Consider the following 20,847-nt stretch of genomic DNA (forward strand, 5'->3'; position numbering starts at 1 on the left):
CCCAACCAATATGAGATACACATGTATCACAAACTGTTAAAGCTCTTATAATTTAAACAAGGAATTCCAATTTTGACTACTTAGGCGTAGTAATATCCATGTAGTTAATATCTGGTAATGTGACAACACGCCCAAGTCTTTGAACATTCTCAACCAATATCATTCCCTGCCATCGTTGCTCAATAAAAGCAACATCCAGCCAATATTGGCCTGGAGTGACATCCAGTTGAGGAAGTGAAACGGGCAAGTTCGATGCCCGTTCATCTGACCAAACAGGTGCCTGGTCACTTTTTGGCATTGGGAAAACCCCGACCGTTTGAACCGGTTTTTGGCAGACTTTATTTAACTGTGTAGGCTTGGCTACACGCCAGGTAGACGCGTCAACCCAACTCAAGCGTTGGTGGGGTTTGGGCGGTTGCAGTAAGATCCAACTGTTCCATGTCTCGCCATTGCTGGAGGAGATTTCCAGTTTGTACAAGCCTTCAGATACGGGGGCATTGAGATCATCCAACTGCATTTCGAATGGACCCGTCCTCCCGGAAAGAGACAGGTTTACCACTGACTCCCCCGGCCAACGGGTGAATCTAAGTTCGTTGATTGCATCATTTGCAGTACCGCGAATATAGAACCTATATTCTACCCGGCTGGCAAGTTGGACCCGTTCACGTCGCAAAGACAGCTCATCCAACCATGCAGGTAACGGTTGTTGGCTTAGGCTGCGACCGCAATCTTCATCCAATGCGAGCCCCAGTAACCCAATAAGGTTATCTCGCTCTTCTTTGTTGAGGTTTTGCTGCCAGGCTTCCACCATCGCTGAAAAACTCCCGGCAGTATCCCCCAAAAGCAGCTTCTGGTGGGCGAACGTCAGTGAGTCGGCTTTATTAAACCAGTCAGCAGATGAGGGAAACGCTGTTAATGTCGTCAGTAACCCGGCTGCAAGTAACCTTCTGCGCATTAGAGGCCTTTCATCCGGTAGCCAACACCACGCAGCGTTTCAATTTCAACGCCTGGGAGCTTCTGTCGAAGTTGCAGAATGTGTGTGTCAACTGTACGGGTGGTTGGATAGTGGTTATAACCCCAAACCTGGTCGAGCAGTTCGTCTCGTGTAAATACCCTGCCCGCATTTTTTGCCAGAAATGTCAGCAATTCAAATTCAGTGCGGGTCAAGGTCACTTCCTCGCTACCACAAACTACCCTGCGAGAAGCCAGATCAATCTGAAGCCCACCGACAGCAACGTTTTCTGATATAGGAGCGACAGATTCAATATTGTTTCTCAGGTGTACACGCACCCGTGCAAGCAACTCAGCTTCAGCAAAAGGCTTTGTTAAATAGTCAGTTGCACCCGAGTCCAAACCTGTGACCCTGTCACGTACAGAGACCATCGCTGTCAGCATAATCACTGGCACCTGCTTTATCTTTATCCATTCAGGAAGCATGGTGATGGAATCGCCTTCCGGCAACTGGCGGTCAAGGATGACCATATCAGCATGTTCCCAATGCTGGGCAACTTCAGAAGCATTTGGTGCGTACAGGCACTTGTAACCTGCCTGCTCAAGGCTGGCCAGCAGGCCATCAGCCAGGTTGGCATCGTCTTCAACGAGCAGTAGCGTTGTTTGCGTCACAAGGTATCTCCAATCTAAACGTCGTTGGGGGACCCTGAAGGATCATTTTCCCCCCCATACGGGTTATCATTGACTCAACAATTGTCAGCCCGAGCCCAAGGCCCCTTTCGCTGACAAAAGGTTTTCGAATAGTTTTCCAATCTTTTGATGTCAGACCACCCTGGTCTTTCACTTCGATGACCAGTTTACCACTGGATGTGTCCGCACTAACGGTAACTGGCTGCACACCATATTTTACGGCGTTCGAAATCAAATTATCTACACAGGTCGTCAACCAGTAAACATTAACATTAACTGAGCGGTCTTCTTGAAGCTGTGGTGTCACACCATGCGGTTCACAGACATATTCAAGCCATTCTTCAATGGAAGGTATCTCTTCTGTATTCAGTGTCTGTTGCCGAGATTGAAGGTAATCTTTGCTCGCTTCAGCAAGTTGCTTCAAACGCCGGGTATCATCGCAGAGCCTTCGATACTCGCCGTAAAGTCCTTCGGGTAGCGAGTCAAATTGTCTGCGAAACCCCTCTACAGTCATAGCCAGACTTGCGATTGGCGTACGAAGTTCATGTGTCAGTATTTGAAGCACCAGCATTCGTTCTTGCATCACACGGCGGTTCGAACGCCAGCGCTGAAATGCCCAACCACCTATAGCCCCGACATTAACAACAACCAAAATAGCAGCCACCCATGACCAGTAAGCTCCGGAGCCTTCTTTGTTCCAACAGATATTCCCGGACTGGTACAGGCAGTAAGATGTGTTGTTCCACATACTTATTTGCAGGCCGAGATCTTCAATAAACGGCCGCCATACATCGGAAGGGTAAACTTTGTAGTTATCGTTGTCCCGCATCCATAGTTCATCACCGCTAAGAAGAGAGGTAGCTCCAGCAGCGAGCGCGTCTACTGCCCCTTCAGGCATAGCCTGCAAACGTCCAAGCAAACTGTCTTTTTCTGCCAATGCCCGTTCCCTAACGTGAAAATAGGGAATTAACTCATCAGTTCTGTTAGGGAACAGCTGAGCAAAACGCGAGGCGTAACTGCCACCCCCAGGGTGAATGAGGTTTGAACGGGCAAACCACCCTATCGGCAACTCCGTCTTGTTACACATCGCACGGGTAAAAACCAAAGGGTCTGTTACTCGGGGACTGACCGGCCACGGGCCCTGGCATTTTTCCCCGGCTTGGTAAAGCCTACGTATATCTTTTAACGGATAAATCGATGTTTGCGGCAACAGGGATTCTTCACTGAGCAATGGCTTAGGATACCTGTTGTGGATTTCATCAATGTTGTAGGTTACATGGGCGTGTTCATTGAGCAGCGACGCTTTAAAAGAAAGCAGCTGATCGGGAAATTTTGAGTCGGCACTGGCTGCAAATGCCGGAATTAAAAACGTCAGCCACAACAAAGCTCTCATGGCCGCAAAGGTTAACACTATTTAACTTTTGAGTGTCAGTGGTTTGTAAAGAAAAAAGGCCGGCGAGTGTGCCGGCCTGTGTCTGTTTAGAGCAAACTTACAGCGCTTTGCTGATTGCTTCGACGCTCTCTTTCGCATCACCAAACAGCATTGAGGTGTTCTCTTTGAAGAACAGAGGGTTTTGGACACCTGCATAACCGGTATTCATTGAACGTTTGAACACGATTACGTTGCGTGCGTTCCAAACCTCCAGTACCGGCATCCCAGCGATTGGACTGTTAGGATCTTCCAATGCTGCAGGGTTAACGGTATCGTTCGCACCAATTACCAGTACGGTGTCAGTCTCACCAAAGTCTTCATTAATTTCGTCCATTTCCAGAACGATATCATAAGGGACTTTAGCTTCTGCAAGCAGTACGTTCATGTGTCCAGGCAAACGACCGGCTACCGGGTGAATACCGAAACGGACTTCAACACCCAGCTTACGCAGTTTGTCTGTAATTTCATGAACAGGGTACTGTGCTTGCGCAACCGCCATGCCGTATCCAGGGGTGATGATTACTGAAGATGAGTCCTTCAGCATTTCAGCCACTTCTTCAGCACTGATTTCTCGGTGTTCGCCGACTTCTTCATCAGAACCAGTAGATGAACCGTCAGTACCAAAGCCACCAGCAATAACGCTGATAAAAGAACGGTTCATGGCTTTACACATGATATAAGACAGGATCGCACCAGAAGAACCAACCAGTGCACCGGTTACAATCAGAAGATCGTTAGACAGCATGAAACCAGCTGCCGCTGCTGCCCATCCTGAATAGGAGTTCAGCATGGAAACCACTACCGGCATGTCTGCGCCGCCAATGGAAGCAACCAGGTGATAACCAAATGCCAGCGCGATCAGCGTAACCAGTATCAACGAGAAGGTAGATCCTTCAGCATTGACAAAGTGAATCATCAGAAGCAGGGAAACGACCAGACCAGCCAGGTTCATTTTGTGGCGATGTGGAAGCATCAGTGGCTTTGAGCTGATGATGCCGCGCAGCTTACCAAATGCAACGATAGAACCAGTAAAAGTCACAGCACCGATGAACACACCGAGGAAGATTTCCACCAGGTGAATGTTCAGCATCGCACCTGACAGCTCTGGATGGTCAATAAAGGTATTGAAACCTACCAGTACAGCGGCGAGACCTACGAAGCTGTGAAGGATCGCAACGAGTTCTGGCATCTCGGTCATTTCTACTTTCTTTGCATAGTAGATACCGATAGCTGCGCCCATTGCCATTGCAAGGATGATCCAACCGGTTCCCGCAGAGTCTGGACCAAAAATAGTCGCAAACAGCGCGATAGCCATACCGGCCATGCCGTAATAGTTACCAGAGCGGGCGCTTTCCTGCTTGGACAAACCCGCAAGGCTCATGATGAAAAGAATGGCAGCAACAATGTAGGCTGCCTGTACAAGTCCTGAAGACATTCAACCTACTCCTTATTCGCCTTTGCGGAACATTTCAAGCATACGCTTGGTGACCATGAACCCGCCAAAGATGTTGATACTGGCGATAAGAACGGCAATGAATGCCAGGAAGGTCACGAACCCGATTCCCTGCCCGATTTGCAGCAGAGCACCCACGATGATGATGCCAGAGATTGCGTTGGTTACAGACATCAACGGAGTGTGCAGCGCATGGGTAACGTTCCAGATTACGTAGTAACCCACGACACATGCCAAGGCGAATACCGTAAAGTGAGCAAGAAATTCTGCAGGAGCATAGTTTGCAACCCAACCAAAGGCTGCGACACCGGCCGCCAGGAATCCCCACTTCTTGGCAGGAGATTTCGGTTCTTCTTTTTTCTCTTGGGCAACAGGTTTAGCTTTGGGTGCCGCCGCTGGCTGGGCTGAAACCTGGATTGGTGGTGCAGGCCAGGTTATTTCACCTTCTTTGACAACCGTGATGCCGCGGAGGATAACATCTTCAAAATCGATATCGATGTTGCCGTCCTTCTCTTTGCAGAGAAGCTTCATCAGGTTAACCAGGTTGGTGCCATAGAGTTGTGAAGACTGGGTAGGCAGTCGTCCAACCATATCGGAATAACCGATGACCTTAACGCCGTTTGCAGTCGTAATCACCTGATCTTTTACTGTATATGCACAGTTACCGCCGTTAGCTGCGGCCAGATCCACAATGACACTACCCGCCTTCATAGAATCAACCATTTCTTTGGTGATCAATTTTGGCGCAGGACGTCCAGGAATAAGCGCTGTAGTGATGATGATATCAACTTCTTTTGCCTGTTCAGCGTACAAACGCTCAGCAGCCTTATTGAAGTCATCGGACATCTCTTTTGCGTAACCATCACCCGGACCGGTATCTTCCTGCTTGAAATCGACTTCCAGGAATTCGGCACCCATACTTTCAACTTGCTCTTTTACTTCAGGGCGAACGTCGAAAGAACGGACAATGGCACCGAGTGAGCCAGCAGCACCGATTGCAGCAAGACCAGCGACACCGGCACCTGCTACCAACACTTTGGCCGGCGGCACTTTACCCGCTGCAGTGATCTGACCGGTAAAGAATCGGCCAAACTCATGGGCAGCTTCAACAACAGCGCGATAACCAGCAATGTTCGCCATAGAGCTCAACGCATCCAGAGCCTGGGCACGTGAGATACGCGGAACCGAATCCATTGCCATCACGTTGATGTTTTTAGTGGACAGCTTTTTAAGAAGTTCTTCGTTTTGAGCCGGCCAGATAAAGCTGATAAGTGTTGTGCCATCTTTCAACAGCTCAAACTCATCTTCTCCAGTCTGCGGGTTCACAGCCGGAGCGTTGACCTTCATTACGATATCGGATTGCCAGACTTCTTCGGCGGAAGTAACTGTCGCACCGGCGGCTTCAAATGCAGCATCATCAAAACTGGCTAGAAGGCCAGCATCTTTTTCAACTGCTACCGTGAAACCGAGCTTAAGCAACTGCTCAACCGTTTTCGGTGTAGCAGCAACTCGCGTTTCGTTGGCGAGTATCTCTTTTGGAACACCAATTTGCATAGCTATTCCCTGACTTATTGGTATGAAAGTGAATAGTTTGTAACTAAGAGACGGGAAAATAGCAAGACAATGTAGGAAAAATACGAGTTTAACCTTTCGTTCTTGGCAAATCGCGTTCGATTAGTTACTTCATGTAGTAAAATAACGCACCAAGGGCATTAAAGGAGGTCAGACCTTAGTAAGAATTTGCAAATTCCAAGTGAATAGATAATGAATTGTTCAAATTCTGTATGCAAAACCACCACTGCCCTGTGGTTAAATCCCGATAAAGCTATCCGGATTCATAAATTCCATCAATTAAACATCCTGTCGCCCATCTGGTCGATGTACATCTGGGCCTTACTTAACATCAGTTCGTTTGCTGCATCCGCGGAAGGTAATAGGTCAGATCGAAAAAACTGATGACAAAGGGTCTCCCCTTCTACGTCCTTGCAAATGCGCCCGGCAATACGAAACTGGCCACCTTCAGGCGCAGCCTCAGCATAAATCAAATAGCCCTTGTACTGCGTTGGCTCAGCAGCAGGTTTCTCTGCTTCCCGGCCCAACCCGAAAAGCTTTGACAAGAATCCCACGTGCAACTCCTTATATTTCCAGCTTTGAAAAATAACAGTTTGCCATAACACGCGATAGTGACAAACAAAACCGACAACAAATTTGTTTAAGAACAAAGTGTAGGAAAGTGGAAATGGACAAATGAAAAGAGCACGCAGGTGTTACGTGCTCTTTAAGGCGCAGATTATCTTATCGAATCAGACCGATATCACGTTTAATATGGTCAGGAAGTTCATTCAGTGAATACATATTGGACACTGACTTACGGCGTGCCATTACATCCTTGAAATGATGAATCAATCCTTTGAACGACACCGCATAAACACGCTTTTCAGCCCTCAGGGACGCTGTAGCCATGGTCGCAGTTTGTGCGTTCAATTTTGTTGCCTCATAAGTTTAACTTACCGTAAAAGATTTTATCTTTTTAAGCACAACAAATTAACTGACATTTTTCCGGGTATCAGATTAGTTTTAATAATGAGTGGCAAGCTACTTGTTACCAAACCGTCTCACTATACCTAAATCATTTAGAAATAATTTCTAAATATTAAGTATCAGACAATTGATTTGATCGTAACTATTGATTAACGTCTTCAGGGAAAAATACACAAATAAGTCTAATTCCAGTTTCGGTGAACTATGTTTTCTTTTTTGGCCCGCCATTCATCAAGTTGCTTAGTTTTGGCCGCATTTGCCGGTTTTTTGTTTCCCGAAGCCTCAAACGCCACATTTCCATTCCTCCCCTATGTATTGTTCTTGCTTATGTTGTTTACGCTGCTGGGGATCAACCAGCCAATGCTAATCAAGGCAATATGCCGGCCAAAAGCATGGATATATGCTTTTGTCCACACGGCCGTGTTGACCGCACTTTCCTGTAGTATTGCTTATCTACTGGGAGCTTCGGATGAAACAGTTCTTGCTGTATCAGGAATTGCAGCAACAGGCTCCTTATTCGCCACACCAGCAATCGCACGCTCTGTTGGACTTGATGCTCTTGAAGCAATGTCGTTCACCATCACCTCCACGTTGCTCAAACCTGTAGTGCTCTACATCAACCTTACGCTCTTTTCTAGTGACGAATTTGCGTTAAATTTGTCCGGCTACGTAGCAAGGTTACTTATATTTATATTCGGTCCTATGGCCATTTCTGCCTTAGTACATCATTTTGTCAGTGATAAACACCTCAAGGCGATACACACTAAGCTGTCTCAATACACTATTATTTTAGTCTTCAGCTTTCCATTTGGGCTGATAGGTGCTTTCAGGGAGTACTGGAACGAACATACGGTCACTGCGATCTATATGCAGGCAGCAGGATTTGGAATATGTTTGCTGTTCTTTATTGTTGGGTATGTCATTTATGGAAGGAATGGAAAGGAATCTGCGCTGATAGCCGGTATTACTTCCGGGAACCGGAATGTGCTACTGACATACACTATCGCTGGCGCTGCACTTGGACCCGTTTACCTGCCACTGATTGGCGCTCTTCAACTTCCAATCTATTTACAACCACTCGCGGTTAAATGGATGGTCAGGCGCTTTGGGAAATAGATAGGGGTTTCCATCTATTTCCCTTTTCCAGGTATTAAATACCGCTCACCGGTACAAAGTATACTAGTGAAGACCAGGCCAATACCCAGCCAGTAACTACAGCAAGATCAAACCAGTCACTGTTGTTCATGGTGCCCTCCTATTACGCTGTCGCTTTAATATCGATATCGGCAGCTCTGAAACTAACTTTACTTAAAAAACCCACTGCGTAGCGGATAGAGCAAAGCAATATATGCACCATGTTGTCTCACGCTGTTTTTTCTTCAAACCTGCACGGATTGTAATCAACTAAATTTTCAGTTTCTGGCGTCAGTGTTCCCTTTTTCCTCGCCCAGCGAATAAATGATTCTGCCATCGAGATCCCAGTGGATTCAGGCGCGGTAACACCTTGGCTTAACGGTAAATACCCCTCTTTTCCATTAGAGGTATATGATGAAGAAGCCCCTAAATACAAGCTGTTGTCATCTACTCGTTCCCATTTTCCACATCGGAAAACATCTAATTTAGTGACCCTGTCACCGATAGGATTACAGCCTTGGTAGCTATATCTCAGGCCAGCAGTATACGGAAAGCTACCACTGCCAGTTCCTTCAACTCCATTGTTCGTTGCATTATTGATCGCCCCCTCAAGGGCGGCACGTATTTGCCTTCCGGTAACCCGGTAAACCATGACATCAATAGTAAACGGCAAAAGACGTCCGGCTATATCCGCAGCAGTTATTTTCCCTGGAAGAATTGAGGTCCGTACTCCCCCGGCATTGTGGATAGCAAAGTCCACATCCCAGCCTTCTTGTCTCGCCCCTTCCAAAAATGCTTTACACACTAGAGGTGCAAGTTGGCTTCCTCCCTGTGCATCTGGGATTCGTATGTGTCTCAGTGGTATGTCAGTTGTGGCAACCACCTCCCCGCGCCATTTGTCTACCGCCGGTTTAAACCGGTCATTGATAATTGCTTTTGCACCAGGGTCACTTTTTACTATCATTACATCTGGGCGAGATTCAATTTTGCGGCGAATCCTTGTGTAGGCGTTTTCATCAAGGCTGGAGTCAGCGTTGGTTTCCAATGTGAGCCTCTGGCCTATCAGCAGTCTATTTCCACCAGAAACACTGGTCACGGTGCCGTCACTGGAAAAATCGATGTCCAATACGCCCAGGGCCATGCCATAGCAACCCGCCTGCACAATCACCGTACTACCAACCCGTCGTGCATAGGGTTCTTCGACTGACAGACCAAGGTCAGAAAAGTCACCCTGTAACGTATGCGTGTGGCCGCCAATAATTGCGGTGAAACCCGGTACTTTTTCTGCCAGTTTAAGATCTGATTCATAACCCAGATGACTTAGCAAAATAACACTGTTTACACCTTCATTTTTCAAGTGTTCAAGCGTTTGCCTTGCTACCTGCTCCACGGGCAGGAAGGGGGTGTCGGGTTCAGGGTGGGCAATTTCAGCCATCTTTTCCAGAGTCAGGCCAACGATAGCTACTTTAAAACTGCCAAAACTTTTCAGCAGGTAATTGGCACAGCGATCATCTGCATTGTAAGTCAGGAGGTTTTCCAGATCTGCCAGACGGTAATTACGATGCACAGCTTCATTTGACAGATCCCAGTTCCCTGCAAGAACGGGGAAACTGATTTTTTCCATAAACTCTGCAAAATTCTGGTTACCGAGGTCAAGTTCATGGTTGCCTAATGTCATGGCATCCGGCTTTATATAATTCAACAGGGCTGCATCTGCCTCCCCTCTGAAAAGAGAGTAATACAACGTACCCTGAAAGCAGTCCCCGGCATGTAAAAACAGAAATTCACGCCCCTGTCCTTCAGCTATTTCTTTTGTCTTTTTAAGGGCATTGGCTATTCGTGGAAATCCGCCACAGTTTACATAAACCGGTACGGATTCACCTTGGACTCGAAGGCATAGTGGATAAGACTCCAGATGGGAGTGTGTATCGTTGAGATGTGCGATGGTCAGTTTAAAGGAAGTCACTGACTCGGGAGAATTCGCATCTTCAAATATGGTCATTCTAAATTCCCCTTCTCTTTCAAAGACAGGATCCTATCAAACCCTTGACCTGGTTCACACCTTTACGGCAAAAGTTTCAGTCATTTCGCTATATAGTTTGGTGAATAAATTCCTTCAAAATGCGTTAACTGATTTGTTTTGTCATTCAGCCAGCATTGTGCTTTCAATAAAGCAGTCTCTTACTTAAGGATTAGTCATGGAAAAGCCATCAGATAACAAAGAAAAACAATCGCATGCAAGTGTCACTAAAGTGGCTTTCATAGGGCTTGGTGTAATGGGATATCCGATGGCCGGACACTTATCCAACGCCGGATACCCCACAACTGTTTATAACAGGTCAGAAGGTAAGGCCCATGCCTGGGCCGAAGAGCATCGTGGTTCAACAGAGTCCACCCCTGCAAAGGCAAGCGAAAATGCTGACATCATTTTTATGTGTGTGGGTAACGATGACGATGTCCGGAGTGTCGTATACGGTAAAGACGGTATTCTTTCCGGCGCAAAGCCCGGCTCTGTACTGGTGGATCACACTACCACGTCAGCTTCACTATCGAGGGAGTTGGCGGAGCGGTGCCAGGAAACAAACGTACATTTTATTGATGCTCCGGTTTCCGGCGGTCAGGCCGGTGCGGAAAATGGTGTTCTTACGGTAATGGCTGGCGGTGAGGAATCAGTGCTGGCATCCGTTGAACCAGTCATGGCTTCTTATAGTAAGGCAATCAGCCTTATGGGTCCGGTAGGCTCTGGTCAGCTTTGCAAGATGGTCAACCAACTATGTATTGCAGGACTGTTGCAAGGACTATCTGAAGGCATAACGCTCGCCAAGTCAGCAGGGCTTGATGTGGAAAATGTCATTGGTGCAATCAAACATGGTGCAGCAGGCTCGTGGCAGATGGAAAACCGGGGCAAAACCATGGCAAATAACCAGTTTGATTTCGGTTTTGCCATTGATTGGATGCGCAAGGACCTTGGCATCTGCTTCGATGAGGCTAAACGCCTTAGTGTAGATTTGCCAATCGCAGAATACGTTGATAAACAGTATGCGGAATTACAGGAGCGAGGCTTCAACCGATGCGATACGTCTGTGCTTATTAAGCAATTTGACGATGAGAAACGAGATTAGACCGAATCAGACACCCCATACACTTCCAGCAGATCCCCGCTAAGCGGGGATTTTTGCCTGTAATTTAGTGACAACGTCACTACAACTTATAGGCCTGAACAGCCATCAAAGCATTCATTACACCAACACTTAACCAGCTAATTATTTCTTCACTAAATCATGAGGTTGATGCGCCTCTCATTTTAATTTACGCCTCTAAAATATTCCTTTATTCACCAGCCTATGTAATTAAAGTATCAGCTTACACATTCCCTTCCAGAGTATTTTATGAGCGGACAGCGTATTTCCAGTTTTGAAGCCGGTCGTGTATGGGCTTTGATAGCCGTCATCACTATCCATTCACAGGTTTTTACTCAACAGCCTCTGATTGATGGAAAACCATGGATTGGTTTATTACTGAATCAGGTTTCTAGATTTGCCGTTCCTTTATTCTTTCTGCTGGCTGGGTACTTTATTGCAGGAAAAATACAAAAAGCCCGACTGAATCATGAATTAGGTGCGCTTCTTTACGGTTATTCGAAACCACTTTTAAAAGTTTGGTTTGTTTGGAGCCTTGTTTATCTGTCCATACCTTTCAATATGGAAACCGTATTCACATCAGGTTATTTTGCGGAGCGGAGCGGCTACTGGAACTATCTGATGATGAATCCTTTGAATTCACTTCTTGAAGGTGGATTTGTTCATCTGTGGTTTATTCCTGCTCTTGTTATCGGCGTTGTCATCACCGCTTCAATCCCAAACACCAAAGCACTTATTGTTACCACAATAGCCCTGTATTTATTTGGTGTTGCCGCAGGCAGTTATGCCAAGCTAACCGGTCTTGAATTTTATTTCTTTACACGTAACGGCCCTTTCTTTTCCTCACTGATGGTATGTCTGGGGTACCTGTTTGCTGTTACTGGATGGCGTCCCCGTAGCAGCATAGGCTGGGCTTTGTTACTCTTCGGACTATCCTTGCACCTTACGGAAGCCGTATCGCTTCAAAAAACAGGAACCCCTTTTAACGTACATGATTTTCTGTTAGGTACCCCATTCTGGGCAGTAGGAATATTTGTTCTACTTAACAACCACCGAGATTTAGGCAATAACCGCGTGGTTGATGCATTGAGACCGTATGTACTCGGCATTTATCTCTGTCACATTATCGTGACTATCATTCTGTTCAATGTTATCGGGGCTTTCCAGATTCCGAGATGGATCGCTGACATCTTATTGGTGCCGGTTATTCTGAGCCTCTCCTACGCTTGGATAAAAGGCATAGAGAAAACACCGCTCCGGTCGTGGTTTCTTCGGTAAATACGGCCTGTAATGATAAAGGGGAGCCAATTGGCTCCCCTAACTTGCACATATAACTTACTCAAACCAATGTTCCATTTTGATAATCTGTAATTGCCTGGTTGATCTCCTCCATAGAATTCATTACAAATGGACCGTAATGCACAACAGGCTCGTCAATTGGTTCACCACTCAATATCAGTGCACCAGAATCTATGGTAGCGCCAAGCGTCAATGTTTCACCTTGTAACAGGATCAAGTTACCAGACGGTATGTTCTGACCTTCTATCTCTATGTTACCGCGATAAACATACAGTAAAGTTTGATATTCCGGGTTAAGCACCAATTTCACCGTATCCGGTGAAGGCAAGCGGACATCAGCAATCGTTGCAGGTATTCCGGTTTGCTGGAGCGGACCTGTGACAACGTCACCCCCAATACCCAGTGAACCTGATATGACCCGGACAATGCTGCTATTCCCTGTAGCTCTTTCAACAATCGAATCAGGCTGGAAGTCGTGGTATTGCGCTGGTCTCATTTTTTTCTCTGCAGGCATATTGATCCAAATCTGAAATCCATGCAGCTGGCCCTCTTCCATAATGGGCATTTCACTGTGAATCACACCTCTGCCCGCAGACATCCACTGTGCTCCTCCGGATTTCAGTTCACCAACATTCCCCATATGGTCCTTGTGCTGAAAGTGCCCTTCAAGCATATATGTCAGTGTCTCTATTCCACGGTGTGGATGCGGAGGGAAACCACCAATATAGTCATCTGGGTTGGAGGACTTTAACTCGTCGATCATCAGGAAAGGTGAAAAGGCCTTGTTGTTGAAACCGTGTACCCGCTGAATACGTACACCATCACCGTCATTTGAAGCATGCGATGCAATAATCTGTTTGATGGTTACATTGCTCATAACAACCTCCTTAATATTTGTTACACACAATGTAGTTGGTTGATTAGGATAGAAACAGCAGGCGGTTATGAGCGATTTGTTCGAAAAATTCGTACTAACTGCATATGAAAGGGACTCACTAATAAAGAAAGGGGCCGTAGCCCCTTGTCAGATCTAATAAAGCCCTACTTTACAAACCGGTAAAACTGGGTAGAAAGAGGTAGAAGGGTCAAATCAACGGAAAACCCAAGATCATGGTAGGCAATGGGCTCTACCAGCAGTTTTTCTGGTACCGGCATGTTGCTTCCCCAATATTCCCCACTGTCACTGTTTAACAACAACTCGTAGTAACCTTCTGAGACGGGAACACCAATTCGGTAACTTTCCCTGGGAACCGGCGTGAAGTTGGTAACAACCAGAACCCGGTTTCCTTCATGGTCAAAGCGTTCATGGATAAGTACGCTGCCTTCAGCATCATCTTGCATCCGCCATTCAAACCCTTCCGGAGATGCGTCCAGCTCATAGAGTGCCGGGATTGATGTATAAAGCCGGTTCAGATCCCGCACAAGGCTTTGAATCCCTTTATGTTTCGGGTAGCTCAACCATTGCCAGCCAAGTTGGCCATCATGGTCCCATTCTTCATATTGCCCCAGTTCGGTTCCCATAAAGTTAAGTTTTTTACCGGGCTGTCCATACATATAGCCAAGATAAGCACGAAGGTTTGCCGCTTTTTGCCACTCATCCCCTGGCATCTTATTGTGGATGGAACCCTTGCCGTATACGACTTCGTCATGTGAAAGAGACAACACATAATTTTCACTGAACGCATAAACCATCGGGAAAGTAATCGTGTTGTGGTGGTAACAACGGTGAACCGGGTCTTCTTGAATGTAGGAAAGGCTGTCGTGCATCCACCCCATATTCCACTTGAAGCCAAAACCTAGCCCACCTGCCCATGTGGGTTTGGACACGCCGGGAAACGCCGTAGATTCCTCAGCAATCGTCATGGCGTTGGGAAAGCGATTGTAAACCTCTTCGTTTACCCATTTGAGTAAGGTGATTGCATCATGGTTTTCATTTCCACCGAACTCATTAGGTATCCATTCTCCATCTTTTCTTGAATAGTCAAGGTAGAGCATGGATGCCACGGCATCTACACGCAAACCATCGATATGGAATTTCTCTAACCAATACAGCGCATTGGAAACCAGAAATTTTCTAACATGATCGCGCCCATAGTCGTAGATATAACTGTTCCAGTCCTGATGCCAGCCGCGGCGTGGATCAGCATCATTATATAATGCTGTCCCGTCAAAGTTTGCCAGGCCATGGTCATCAGAAGGGAAATGCGCTGGAACCCAATCGAGAATGACCCCGATACCTTCCTGATGACAACAATCAACAAAGAACTTGAAGTCATCAGGCGTTCCAAAGCGACTTGTTGGCGCAAACATTCCCACAGTCTGGTAACCCCAGGAACCATAAAACGGGTGTTCGGCAACGGGCATAAGCTCTACATGTGTATATCCCATCTCCGAAAGGTAAGGAACCAACTCTTTCGCTAACTCCCGGTAACTTAGAGAGTCACCGTTTTCCTTACGCCGCCAGGACCCCACATGAAGCTCATAAATACTCAGCGGTAAGAGGTGCTTGTTTTCGACCGGCCTGTTTTGCCAGCCGTTGTCATTCCATTGGTAAGAGTGATGGTTATACACGACTGACGAAAACGAAGGGTACTGCTCTGACTGGAACCCCCAGGGATCTGCTTTATGCGGCAGGCCCGCTCCGTGGCAATCTTTGAGCTCAAATTTATATCGTTCGCCTTCTCCTACACCGGGAATAAATAACCCCCATAACCCATTATCCAAACGTTGCATTGGATGACGGCGCCCATCCCACTGGTTGAAATCACCGACAACACTTGCTGCAGATGCATTAGGTGCAAATACCAAGAAGCGGGTTCCACGATAAGATTGACCACCATGCTCCATCGTCACCAATTGTGCACCCATTTCGTGGTAGAGGCTGGACACACTGTCAAGAGAGTTGGCTGACGGCATTATTTTGTGGAATTGGTAAGGATCGATAATTTCCTGCTCGACCCCATTCCAATCCACCAGCAAACTGTATGGGGAAGAGCTCAATGAATTTTCAGAGTGCCAGACAAACCCGCTGGCCCCTTCTCTAACCATAGGAACGGTTTCTTGCCCTTTGCGTACTAACCACACAGCATCAGCACCAGGCATCCAGACCCTTAAAGCCACGGGATCATTAGATAATCCACTCCGATACTGGGGCCCGAGAAAAGAGAAAGGGTCACTGCATGAAGCCTTTTCCAGCCTGGAATAGTTTTCTGCTTTATTAGAGGTAAAATCAGGACTCGACATTGAATACGTTACTCCATGTTGGATGCGCGAGTTCGGGTTTCCGTCAGGCGTTTACAAAGTGTATTGATTTCTTCCCTGGCAAACATTTCATCCAGGGTCACTGAAAGCTTTCGGCGCCAGTTTGGATATTCTTCCACTGTCCCCGGTATGTTGACCGGCTTGTCCATTTCGAGCCAGTCTTCCAGTTGAAGTCCCAGCAGGGCACTGGAACCCGCAGCCAAATGTAACTGCATTCCCTCAGCCAAATACCAGTCCATGGGTACAAACATCGCATCTCTTCCGACGCCTTCAGGGAGATGACCATGCCATGCAATACTGTCCAGCATCCTCTGCTTATTTTTAGCCCGCTCATCAAACAGTACCTGCAACTGCTGCTGATCCGGGTAAATCCCAATTTCTTGACCCAATCTTAAGTCATCGCAATGCCAGAAGCCTCGCAATGTCGGCATGTCATGAGTACACAACGTTGAAAGGGATTGGCTGGTGTAATGTGCCGGTGAGATATATCCACCATCTGTAGCAGTCTCAAAGAAAAACACCTTGTACGAATGCACTCCCGCCTCGAGTAAACGCTGCGTAATTTCTTCTGGGACAGTGCCTAAGTCCTCTCCAATGACACTGCATCGGTTTCTGTGGCTCTCCAAAGACAATATGCCCAGTAAATCATCTACTGGATAAGAAAGGTAGGCGCCATCGGAAGCAGAATCCCCTTTTGGAATCCACCACAAACGTAAAAGGCCTAAGATGTGATCGATACGTAATGCACCGCAATGGGCCATATTGGCCCTTAGCAGATCGATAAAAGGCTGATACCCTCTCTCCCTAAGCACACCGGGATCCATGGGAGGAAGCCCCCAACTCTGCCCCTGAGGCCCCAAGATGTCGGGGGGCGCACCAATACCTGCTTCTTCACAAAGTACACCATCATCAGCCCAGACCTCGGACCCGCCATCACAAACTCCAACCGCCAAATCCCGGTAGAGCCCCATGTCCATACCTTTTTTGCAGGCATATGCCTGAACTTCAGCCAACTGTTCATCAGCCAGCCACTGAAGGTACATGTAATACTCAACCGCATCGTGATTTTTACGTATAAAGGATTGAACCGCCGGCGAGTTAAATCTTTTATAATGGGCGGGAAATGCTGGATACCCCCATACAGAATCGTCTGTCGCCTTTAACTCGGCGTGCAACGCATCAAAGGTTGCCTGCTGGAGAAGACTTTCCCCGCCTGATTCAATAAATGATTCGAACGCAGCGGCACGCTCACTCTTATTCCCTTTATGTCTTTCAACAAAAGTTCTGTACAGCACTGGCAGAACGGACAGTTTAAGGCAAGCGACCTCACTGTAGTTTACCCAGGATGTTTCCCGTACTCGCTGCAAGCGGCCCTGGAACTCTTCTGCCCCTACCATTTGCAACGCATCTTCACTTAACGGGAATTCGGGTACGGCAGTAACGTCAATATAAAGCACATTCAGCCACCGTCGTGATGATGGACTATATGGGCTTGCGCCTTCAGGATTCGCCGGAAATAGAGAATGGATTGGGTTCAGGCCAACAAAGCTCCCGCCCCTGTTACCGATATCTCCAATTAACTGGCGCAAGTCTCCGAAATCACCAATCCCCCAGTTATGGTCCGTTTTTAAACTGTATAGCTGGATAGTTGTTCCCCAGAGTTTCTTACCGTTTTCAAGGGAAGGCTGTTTGTAACAAACACCAGGGGTTACCACCAGCCTTGCTCTGTATGGGGTCTTCCGCCGCTTCCTGGATACCTCCAGCGTGTGGTACCCGGCAGGTAATGACTGTTCAAGTAGCCTAAACACAACAGTTCCATCGTTTTCTCGACGGTCTTCTTTGAGGTTTGCTTCAAGAGTACCTTCTATGATTTCCCCATTCTCAAGCGATAATTTCCATGAAAAGTCTCCAATTCGGGCGCTTTTGCCAGAATTCAACCGGATATCCATCGCATCAGATTGCTTTAAAACAAGCACAGAATCTAACACTGGCTTTTTATGTTTTCGTGCTACTGCAGCTGCAAGGGTCTCGTCATCACGCGTGTCATACCCAAGTGACTCAAGAAGCTTAAGCAACTGCCCGTCACTCACTTCGGTTTCACTTCCCCAGGCGTTAGTGTATTGGCATTGTAATCCAGCCAGATTTGCAGCATTTCTAATAGTTTTTGAGTCTACCATGACGTCATTTCCAAGCTTTCTGTACGTTAAACAGATACTTTTTCAAGCTTCCATATTCCGTCCACATAATCGCGGATACTTCTGTCTGAACTGAATTTCCCCATCGACGCAGTATTCACGATGGCCTTTCTTGCCCAACCTGCTTGGTCACTGTAGGCCTTGTCAATATCACCTTGTACCCGGACATAATCAGCGAAATCAGCCAATACCATGAAAGGATCATGGTGGATAAGGTTATCGGCAATCGCACTTAAACGGCCCGGCTCCCCTGGCGTGAACACATCGCTGTAAAGAAGGTCTATTGATGCCTTCAGCAAAGCGTCTGATTCATAGTATTCTTGAGGAATATAGTGGGATGCTTTCAGTGAATGCACTTCATCGACACCCAGTCCAAAAATGAAGATATTGTCGCCACCTACTTCCTCACGGATTTCTACATTCGCACCGTCCATCGTTCCAACGGTCAGTGAACCATTTAAAGCAAGCTTCATGTTTCCGGTTCCTGAAGCTTCTTTGCCTGCGGTTGAAATCTGCTCAGATACATCAGCGGCTGGGATGATGAGCTCAGCAAGGCTCACCCGGTAATCCGGAAGGAACACGATTTTTAGTTTTCCATTAAGTCTCTTATCCGCATTAACGGTTTCTGCTACCCGGTTGATGGCGAAAATAATATCTTTTGCCAGTGCGTATCCGGGGGCAGCCTTTGCTGCAAAAATAAATACTCGCGGATTGATATCGAACCCTGGTTCGTTTAACAGGCGATGATAAAGCGAAAGAATATGCAGCAGGTTAAGGTGCTGACGTTTGTACTCATGGAGTCGTTTTACCTGCACATCAAAAATCGCATTGGTATCGAGCTCAATGTCCAAGTGATTTTTCACCCAGTCAGCCAGCCGTTGTTTATTGGCTTTTTTTACTGCCATAAATGCTGTCTGGAATGTCTTTTTATCCGCCTGTTTTAACAGCCCTTTCAAAATATCCTGATCTGCAGCCCAGTCACCGACTACATTTTGACTGATCAGTGCAGATAGCCCCGGATTACAGAACTTCAGCCATCGCCTTGGAGTCACGCCATTGGTTACATTGGTGAGCCGGCCTGGGTACAGCGAGTCAAAATCAGGGAAAAGATGCGTTTTCACCAGTTCGGAGTGCATTGCCGCGACACCATTCACAGCGAAAGAACCTGCTACACATAGGTTGGCCATCCTGACTCTTCTGTGGTTTCCTTCCTCAATTACTGACAGCTTGCGTAGTTTACCTATATCCCCTGGCCATTTTTCACCGACATCCTTAAGCATCTGAGCATTGATTTCGTAGATAATTTCCATGTGACGCGGTAACAAGCGCCCCATCAGCGTCTCACTCCAGCTCTCGAGTGCTTCTGGCAACAACGTGTGGTTGGTGTAAGCAAACGTTTTTGATGAGATATTCCATGCAGCATCCCACGTCAGCCCATGCACATCAACGAGCAGGCGCATTAATTCAGGGATGGCTATGGTTGGATGGGTATCGTTGAGTTGGATAACTTCATAGTCTGGCAAAGACTCTAAAGAGCGCCCGAGACGGAGATGACGTTCAAGGATATCGGCAACAGAACAGGCACAGTGAAAATACTGTTGCATCAGGCGCAGAATCTGGCCTTGCTCGTGGTTGTCATTTGGGTATAGAACTTTTGTCAGGTTGGCAGCTTCTAAAGAAGGGTATTGGGCACCAACGTAGTCACCGTCATTAAACCGGTCCAAATTGAAAGATTCAATAGCCCTGCTTTCCCACAGGCGAAGAGGATACGCCGAGTTATTTTTATACCCAAGAACAGGGATATCCCAGGCTCTCCCTTCAATTTCCAATGCGGGTATCCATCTGCGACGAGGTTTACCACCTTCATCTTTATAAGCCTCAACCTCCCCCCAGAAACCAACTTGCTGGGTTAATTCTTGCCTGAGCACTTCGCAGGGATAGCCATATGGGCCTTTCCACGCATCCGGAGCTTCTACCTGATGGCAATCTTCAAAGGACTGCCGAAAAAGCCCATATTCATAATGGAGCCCGTACCCTACGGCAGGAAACTCCTGGGCGGCGAGGCTATCCAAGTAACATGCAGCCAACCTGCCTAACCCACCATTACCTAAAGCCGGGTCGCGCTCTTCCTCGAGCAAATCTGAAAGGTTTAATCCAAATTCTGCCATCATCTCTGCGACGTCGGCGTATATATCGAGCGCGATGAGGTTATTGCCTGTCATTCTGCCAATGAGGAATTCCAGGGAAAGATAATTCACTTTACGGGCATTGTTATCTTCAAGGGTCTTTTCAGTATTGAGAAGGTGTTTGTTGGAGATGCCACTCAACGATTTTCCAAGCGCAAGCATCCAATCCCGGGCAGACGCAGACTCAATAGTCTGTGCAAAAGAGGTCGTCAGATTATCTAAAACTGACTGTTTAAAGGCTTCTTTGTTAAATTCGTTATTCATCGTACATTCCTTCCTGTGATGCACTGAATGGTTTTTTTGCTAAAGTCAGCTAAAACTTGATTCTGCCGTCATGATTTTTATCTTTCATCTCAACAAACAGTGCAAACTCGTAACAGAAATTCTTCTAACACTGCACCATATCGGTGAATTTGGTGTTTTTGCTGGCCTTATGGGCGTACCGCAATCATAGAATCCAATACTATGGACATTCCTGCTCGAATATTTTGCACCACATGGCGTGCAGATCACTCCATTAATTTTTATATAACATTGCATTAATTTGATCATGATCACAATTAGT

15 protein-coding genes are annotated in these 20,847 nt (G+C 46.9%); 3 read left to right on the forward strand and 12 right to left on the reverse strand.

The genetic code is table 11. The annotated features are described in order from the left end of the window. Positions 1-76: 76 nt before the first annotated feature. The 7 genes from NF212_RS24635 to NF212_RS24665 form a co-directional block, all read right to left on the reverse strand. Positions 77-955 carry a DUF2861 family protein gene (locus NF212_RS24635; RefSeq protein WP_434361622.1) on the reverse strand — a complete coding sequence of 293 codons (879 nt, stop codon included), beginning with the start codon at positions 953-955 and terminating at the stop codon, positions 77-79. Then, positions 955-1,623, reverse strand: coding sequence for a response regulator transcription factor (locus NF212_RS24640; protein WP_434361623.1), 669 nt, complete (start codon positions 1,621-1,623; stop codon positions 955-957). Before NF212_RS24640 ends, NF212_RS24635 begins: the two co-directional genes overlap by 1 nt. Continuing rightward, on the reverse strand, positions 1,595-3,034 hold the full coding sequence (locus NF212_RS24645; protein WP_434362992.1) for a DUF3404 domain-containing protein: 1,440 nt from the start codon (positions 3,032-3,034) through the stop codon (positions 1,595-1,597). The genes NF212_RS24640 and NF212_RS24645 overlap by 29 nt, the downstream gene beginning before the upstream one ends. 97 nt (positions 3,035-3,131) lie before the next feature. Next, on the reverse strand, positions 3,132-4,508 hold the full coding sequence (gene pntB, locus NF212_RS24650; RefSeq protein WP_434361625.1) for a Re/Si-specific NAD(P)(+) transhydrogenase subunit beta: 1,377 nt from the start codon (positions 4,506-4,508) through the stop codon (positions 3,132-3,134). Between the two features lie 12 nt (positions 4,509-4,520). Beyond that, positions 4,521-6,080, reverse strand: a complete 1,560-nt coding sequence (pntA, locus tag NF212_RS24655) for a Re/Si-specific NAD(P)(+) transhydrogenase subunit alpha (protein WP_434361627.1) — start codon at positions 6,078-6,080, stop codon at positions 4,521-4,523. Between the two features lie 293 nt (positions 6,081-6,373). Beyond that, complete coding sequence (locus NF212_RS24660; RefSeq protein ID WP_434361629.1) at positions 6,374-6,652, reverse strand: HlyU family transcriptional regulator; 279 nt, start codon at positions 6,650-6,652, stop codon at positions 6,374-6,376. Between the two features lie 169 nt (positions 6,653-6,821). Next, positions 6,822-7,010, reverse strand: a complete 189-nt coding sequence (locus NF212_RS24665; protein WP_434361630.1) for a hypothetical protein — start codon at positions 7,008-7,010, stop codon at positions 6,822-6,824. Positions 7,011-7,271: 261 nt separating this feature from the next. On the opposite strand from NF212_RS24665, the gene NF212_RS24670 reads away from it, so the two are divergent. Continuing rightward, complete coding sequence (locus NF212_RS24670) at positions 7,272-8,183, forward strand: hypothetical protein (protein ID WP_434361632.1); 912 nt, start codon at positions 7,272-7,274, stop codon at positions 8,181-8,183. A 247-nt stretch (positions 8,184-8,430) separates the two neighbouring features. Here the strand turns inward: NF212_RS24670 and NF212_RS24675 are convergent, their stop codons facing one another. Next, complete coding sequence (locus tag NF212_RS24675; RefSeq protein WP_434361634.1) at positions 8,431-10,203, reverse strand: bifunctional metallophosphatase/5'-nucleotidase; 1,773 nt, start codon at positions 10,201-10,203, stop codon at positions 8,431-8,433. A 196-nt stretch (positions 10,204-10,399) separates the two neighbouring features. Here NF212_RS24675 and NF212_RS24680 point away from each other — a divergent pair, with 196 nt between their 5' ends. Further along, positions 10,400-11,323 carry an NAD(P)-dependent oxidoreductase gene (locus tag NF212_RS24680; protein WP_434361636.1) on the forward strand — a complete coding sequence of 308 codons (924 nt, stop codon included), beginning with the start codon at positions 10,400-10,402 and terminating at the stop codon, positions 11,321-11,323. 267 nt (positions 11,324-11,590) lie between these two features. Further along, entirely contained in the window at positions 11,591-12,619 is a 1,029-nt protein-coding gene (locus tag NF212_RS24685) for an acyltransferase (RefSeq protein ID WP_434361638.1), read from the forward strand. 61 nt (positions 12,620-12,680) lie between these two features. Here NF212_RS24685 and NF212_RS24690 read toward each other — a convergent pair whose 3' ends face one another. From NF212_RS24690 to NF212_RS24705, 4 genes are all read right to left on the reverse strand, one after another. Further along, positions 12,681-13,517, reverse strand: a complete 837-nt coding sequence (locus tag NF212_RS24690; RefSeq protein WP_434361639.1) for a pirin family protein — start codon at positions 13,515-13,517, stop codon at positions 12,681-12,683. Between the two features lie 164 nt (positions 13,518-13,681). After that, entirely contained in the window at positions 13,682-15,883 is a 2,202-nt protein-coding gene (gene glgB, locus NF212_RS24695; protein ID WP_434361641.1) for a 1,4-alpha-glucan branching protein GlgB, read from the reverse strand. A gap of 8 nt (positions 15,884-15,891) precedes the next feature. After that, entirely contained in the window at positions 15,892-18,078 is a 2,187-nt protein-coding gene (malQ, locus tag NF212_RS24700) for a 4-alpha-glucanotransferase (protein WP_434361642.1), read from the reverse strand. Between the two features lie 26 nt (positions 18,079-18,104). Next, positions 18,105-20,546 (reverse strand): glycogen/starch/alpha-glucan phosphorylase, encoded by a 2,442-nt coding sequence (locus NF212_RS24705; protein ID WP_434361643.1) that lies wholly within the window; start codon positions 20,544-20,546, stop codon positions 18,105-18,107. Between the last annotated feature and the right edge of the window lie 301 nt (positions 20,547-20,847).

The sequence above is a fragment of the Parasalinivibrio latis genome (assembly GCF_036825535.1).
Lineage (GTDB): Bacteria > Pseudomonadota > Gammaproteobacteria > Enterobacterales > Vibrionaceae > Parasalinivibrio > Parasalinivibrio latis.

Excerpts from the sequence above, each read along its gene's own strand:
- pntB (WP_434361625.1), bottom strand. The coding sequence starts at position 4,508 with ATGTCTTCAGGACTTGTACAGGCAGCCTACATTGTTGCTGCCATTCTT.
- NF212_RS24670 (WP_434361632.1), top strand. The coding sequence starts at position 7,272 with ATGTTTTCTTTTTTGGCCCGCCATTCATCAAGTTGCTTAGTTTTGGCC.
- malQ (WP_434361642.1), bottom strand. The coding sequence starts at position 18,078 with ATGGTAGACTCAAAAACTATTAGAAATGCTGCAAATCTGGCTGGATTA.
- NF212_RS24680 (WP_434361636.1), top strand. The coding sequence starts at position 10,400 with ATGGAAAAGCCATCAGATAACAAAGAAAAACAATCGCATGCAAGTGTC.
- NF212_RS24675 (WP_434361634.1), bottom strand. The coding sequence starts at position 10,203 with ATGACCATATTTGAAGATGCGAATTCTCCCGAGTCAGTGACTTCCTTT.
- glgB (WP_434361641.1), bottom strand. The coding sequence starts at position 15,883 with ATGTCGAGTCCTGATTTTACCTCTAATAAAGCAGAAAACTATTCCAGG.
- NF212_RS24635 (WP_434361622.1), bottom strand. The coding sequence starts at position 955 with ATGCGCAGAAGGTTACTTGCAGCCGGGTTACTGACGACATTAACAGCG.
- NF212_RS24690 (WP_434361639.1), bottom strand. The coding sequence starts at position 13,517 with ATGAGCAATGTAACCATCAAACAGATTATTGCATCGCATGCTTCAAAT.
- NF212_RS24705 (WP_434361643.1), bottom strand. The coding sequence starts at position 20,546 with ATGAATAACGAATTTAACAAAGAAGCCTTTAAACAGTCAGTTTTAGAT.
- NF212_RS24685 (WP_434361638.1), top strand. The coding sequence starts at position 11,591 with ATGAGCGGACAGCGTATTTCCAGTTTTGAAGCCGGTCGTGTATGGGCT.
- NF212_RS24645 (WP_434362992.1), bottom strand. The coding sequence starts at position 3,034 with ATGAGAGCTTTGTTGTGGCTGACGTTTTTAATTCCGGCATTTGCAGCC.
- pntA (WP_434361627.1), bottom strand. The coding sequence starts at position 6,080 with ATGCAAATTGGTGTTCCAAAAGAGATACTCGCCAACGAAACGCGAGTT.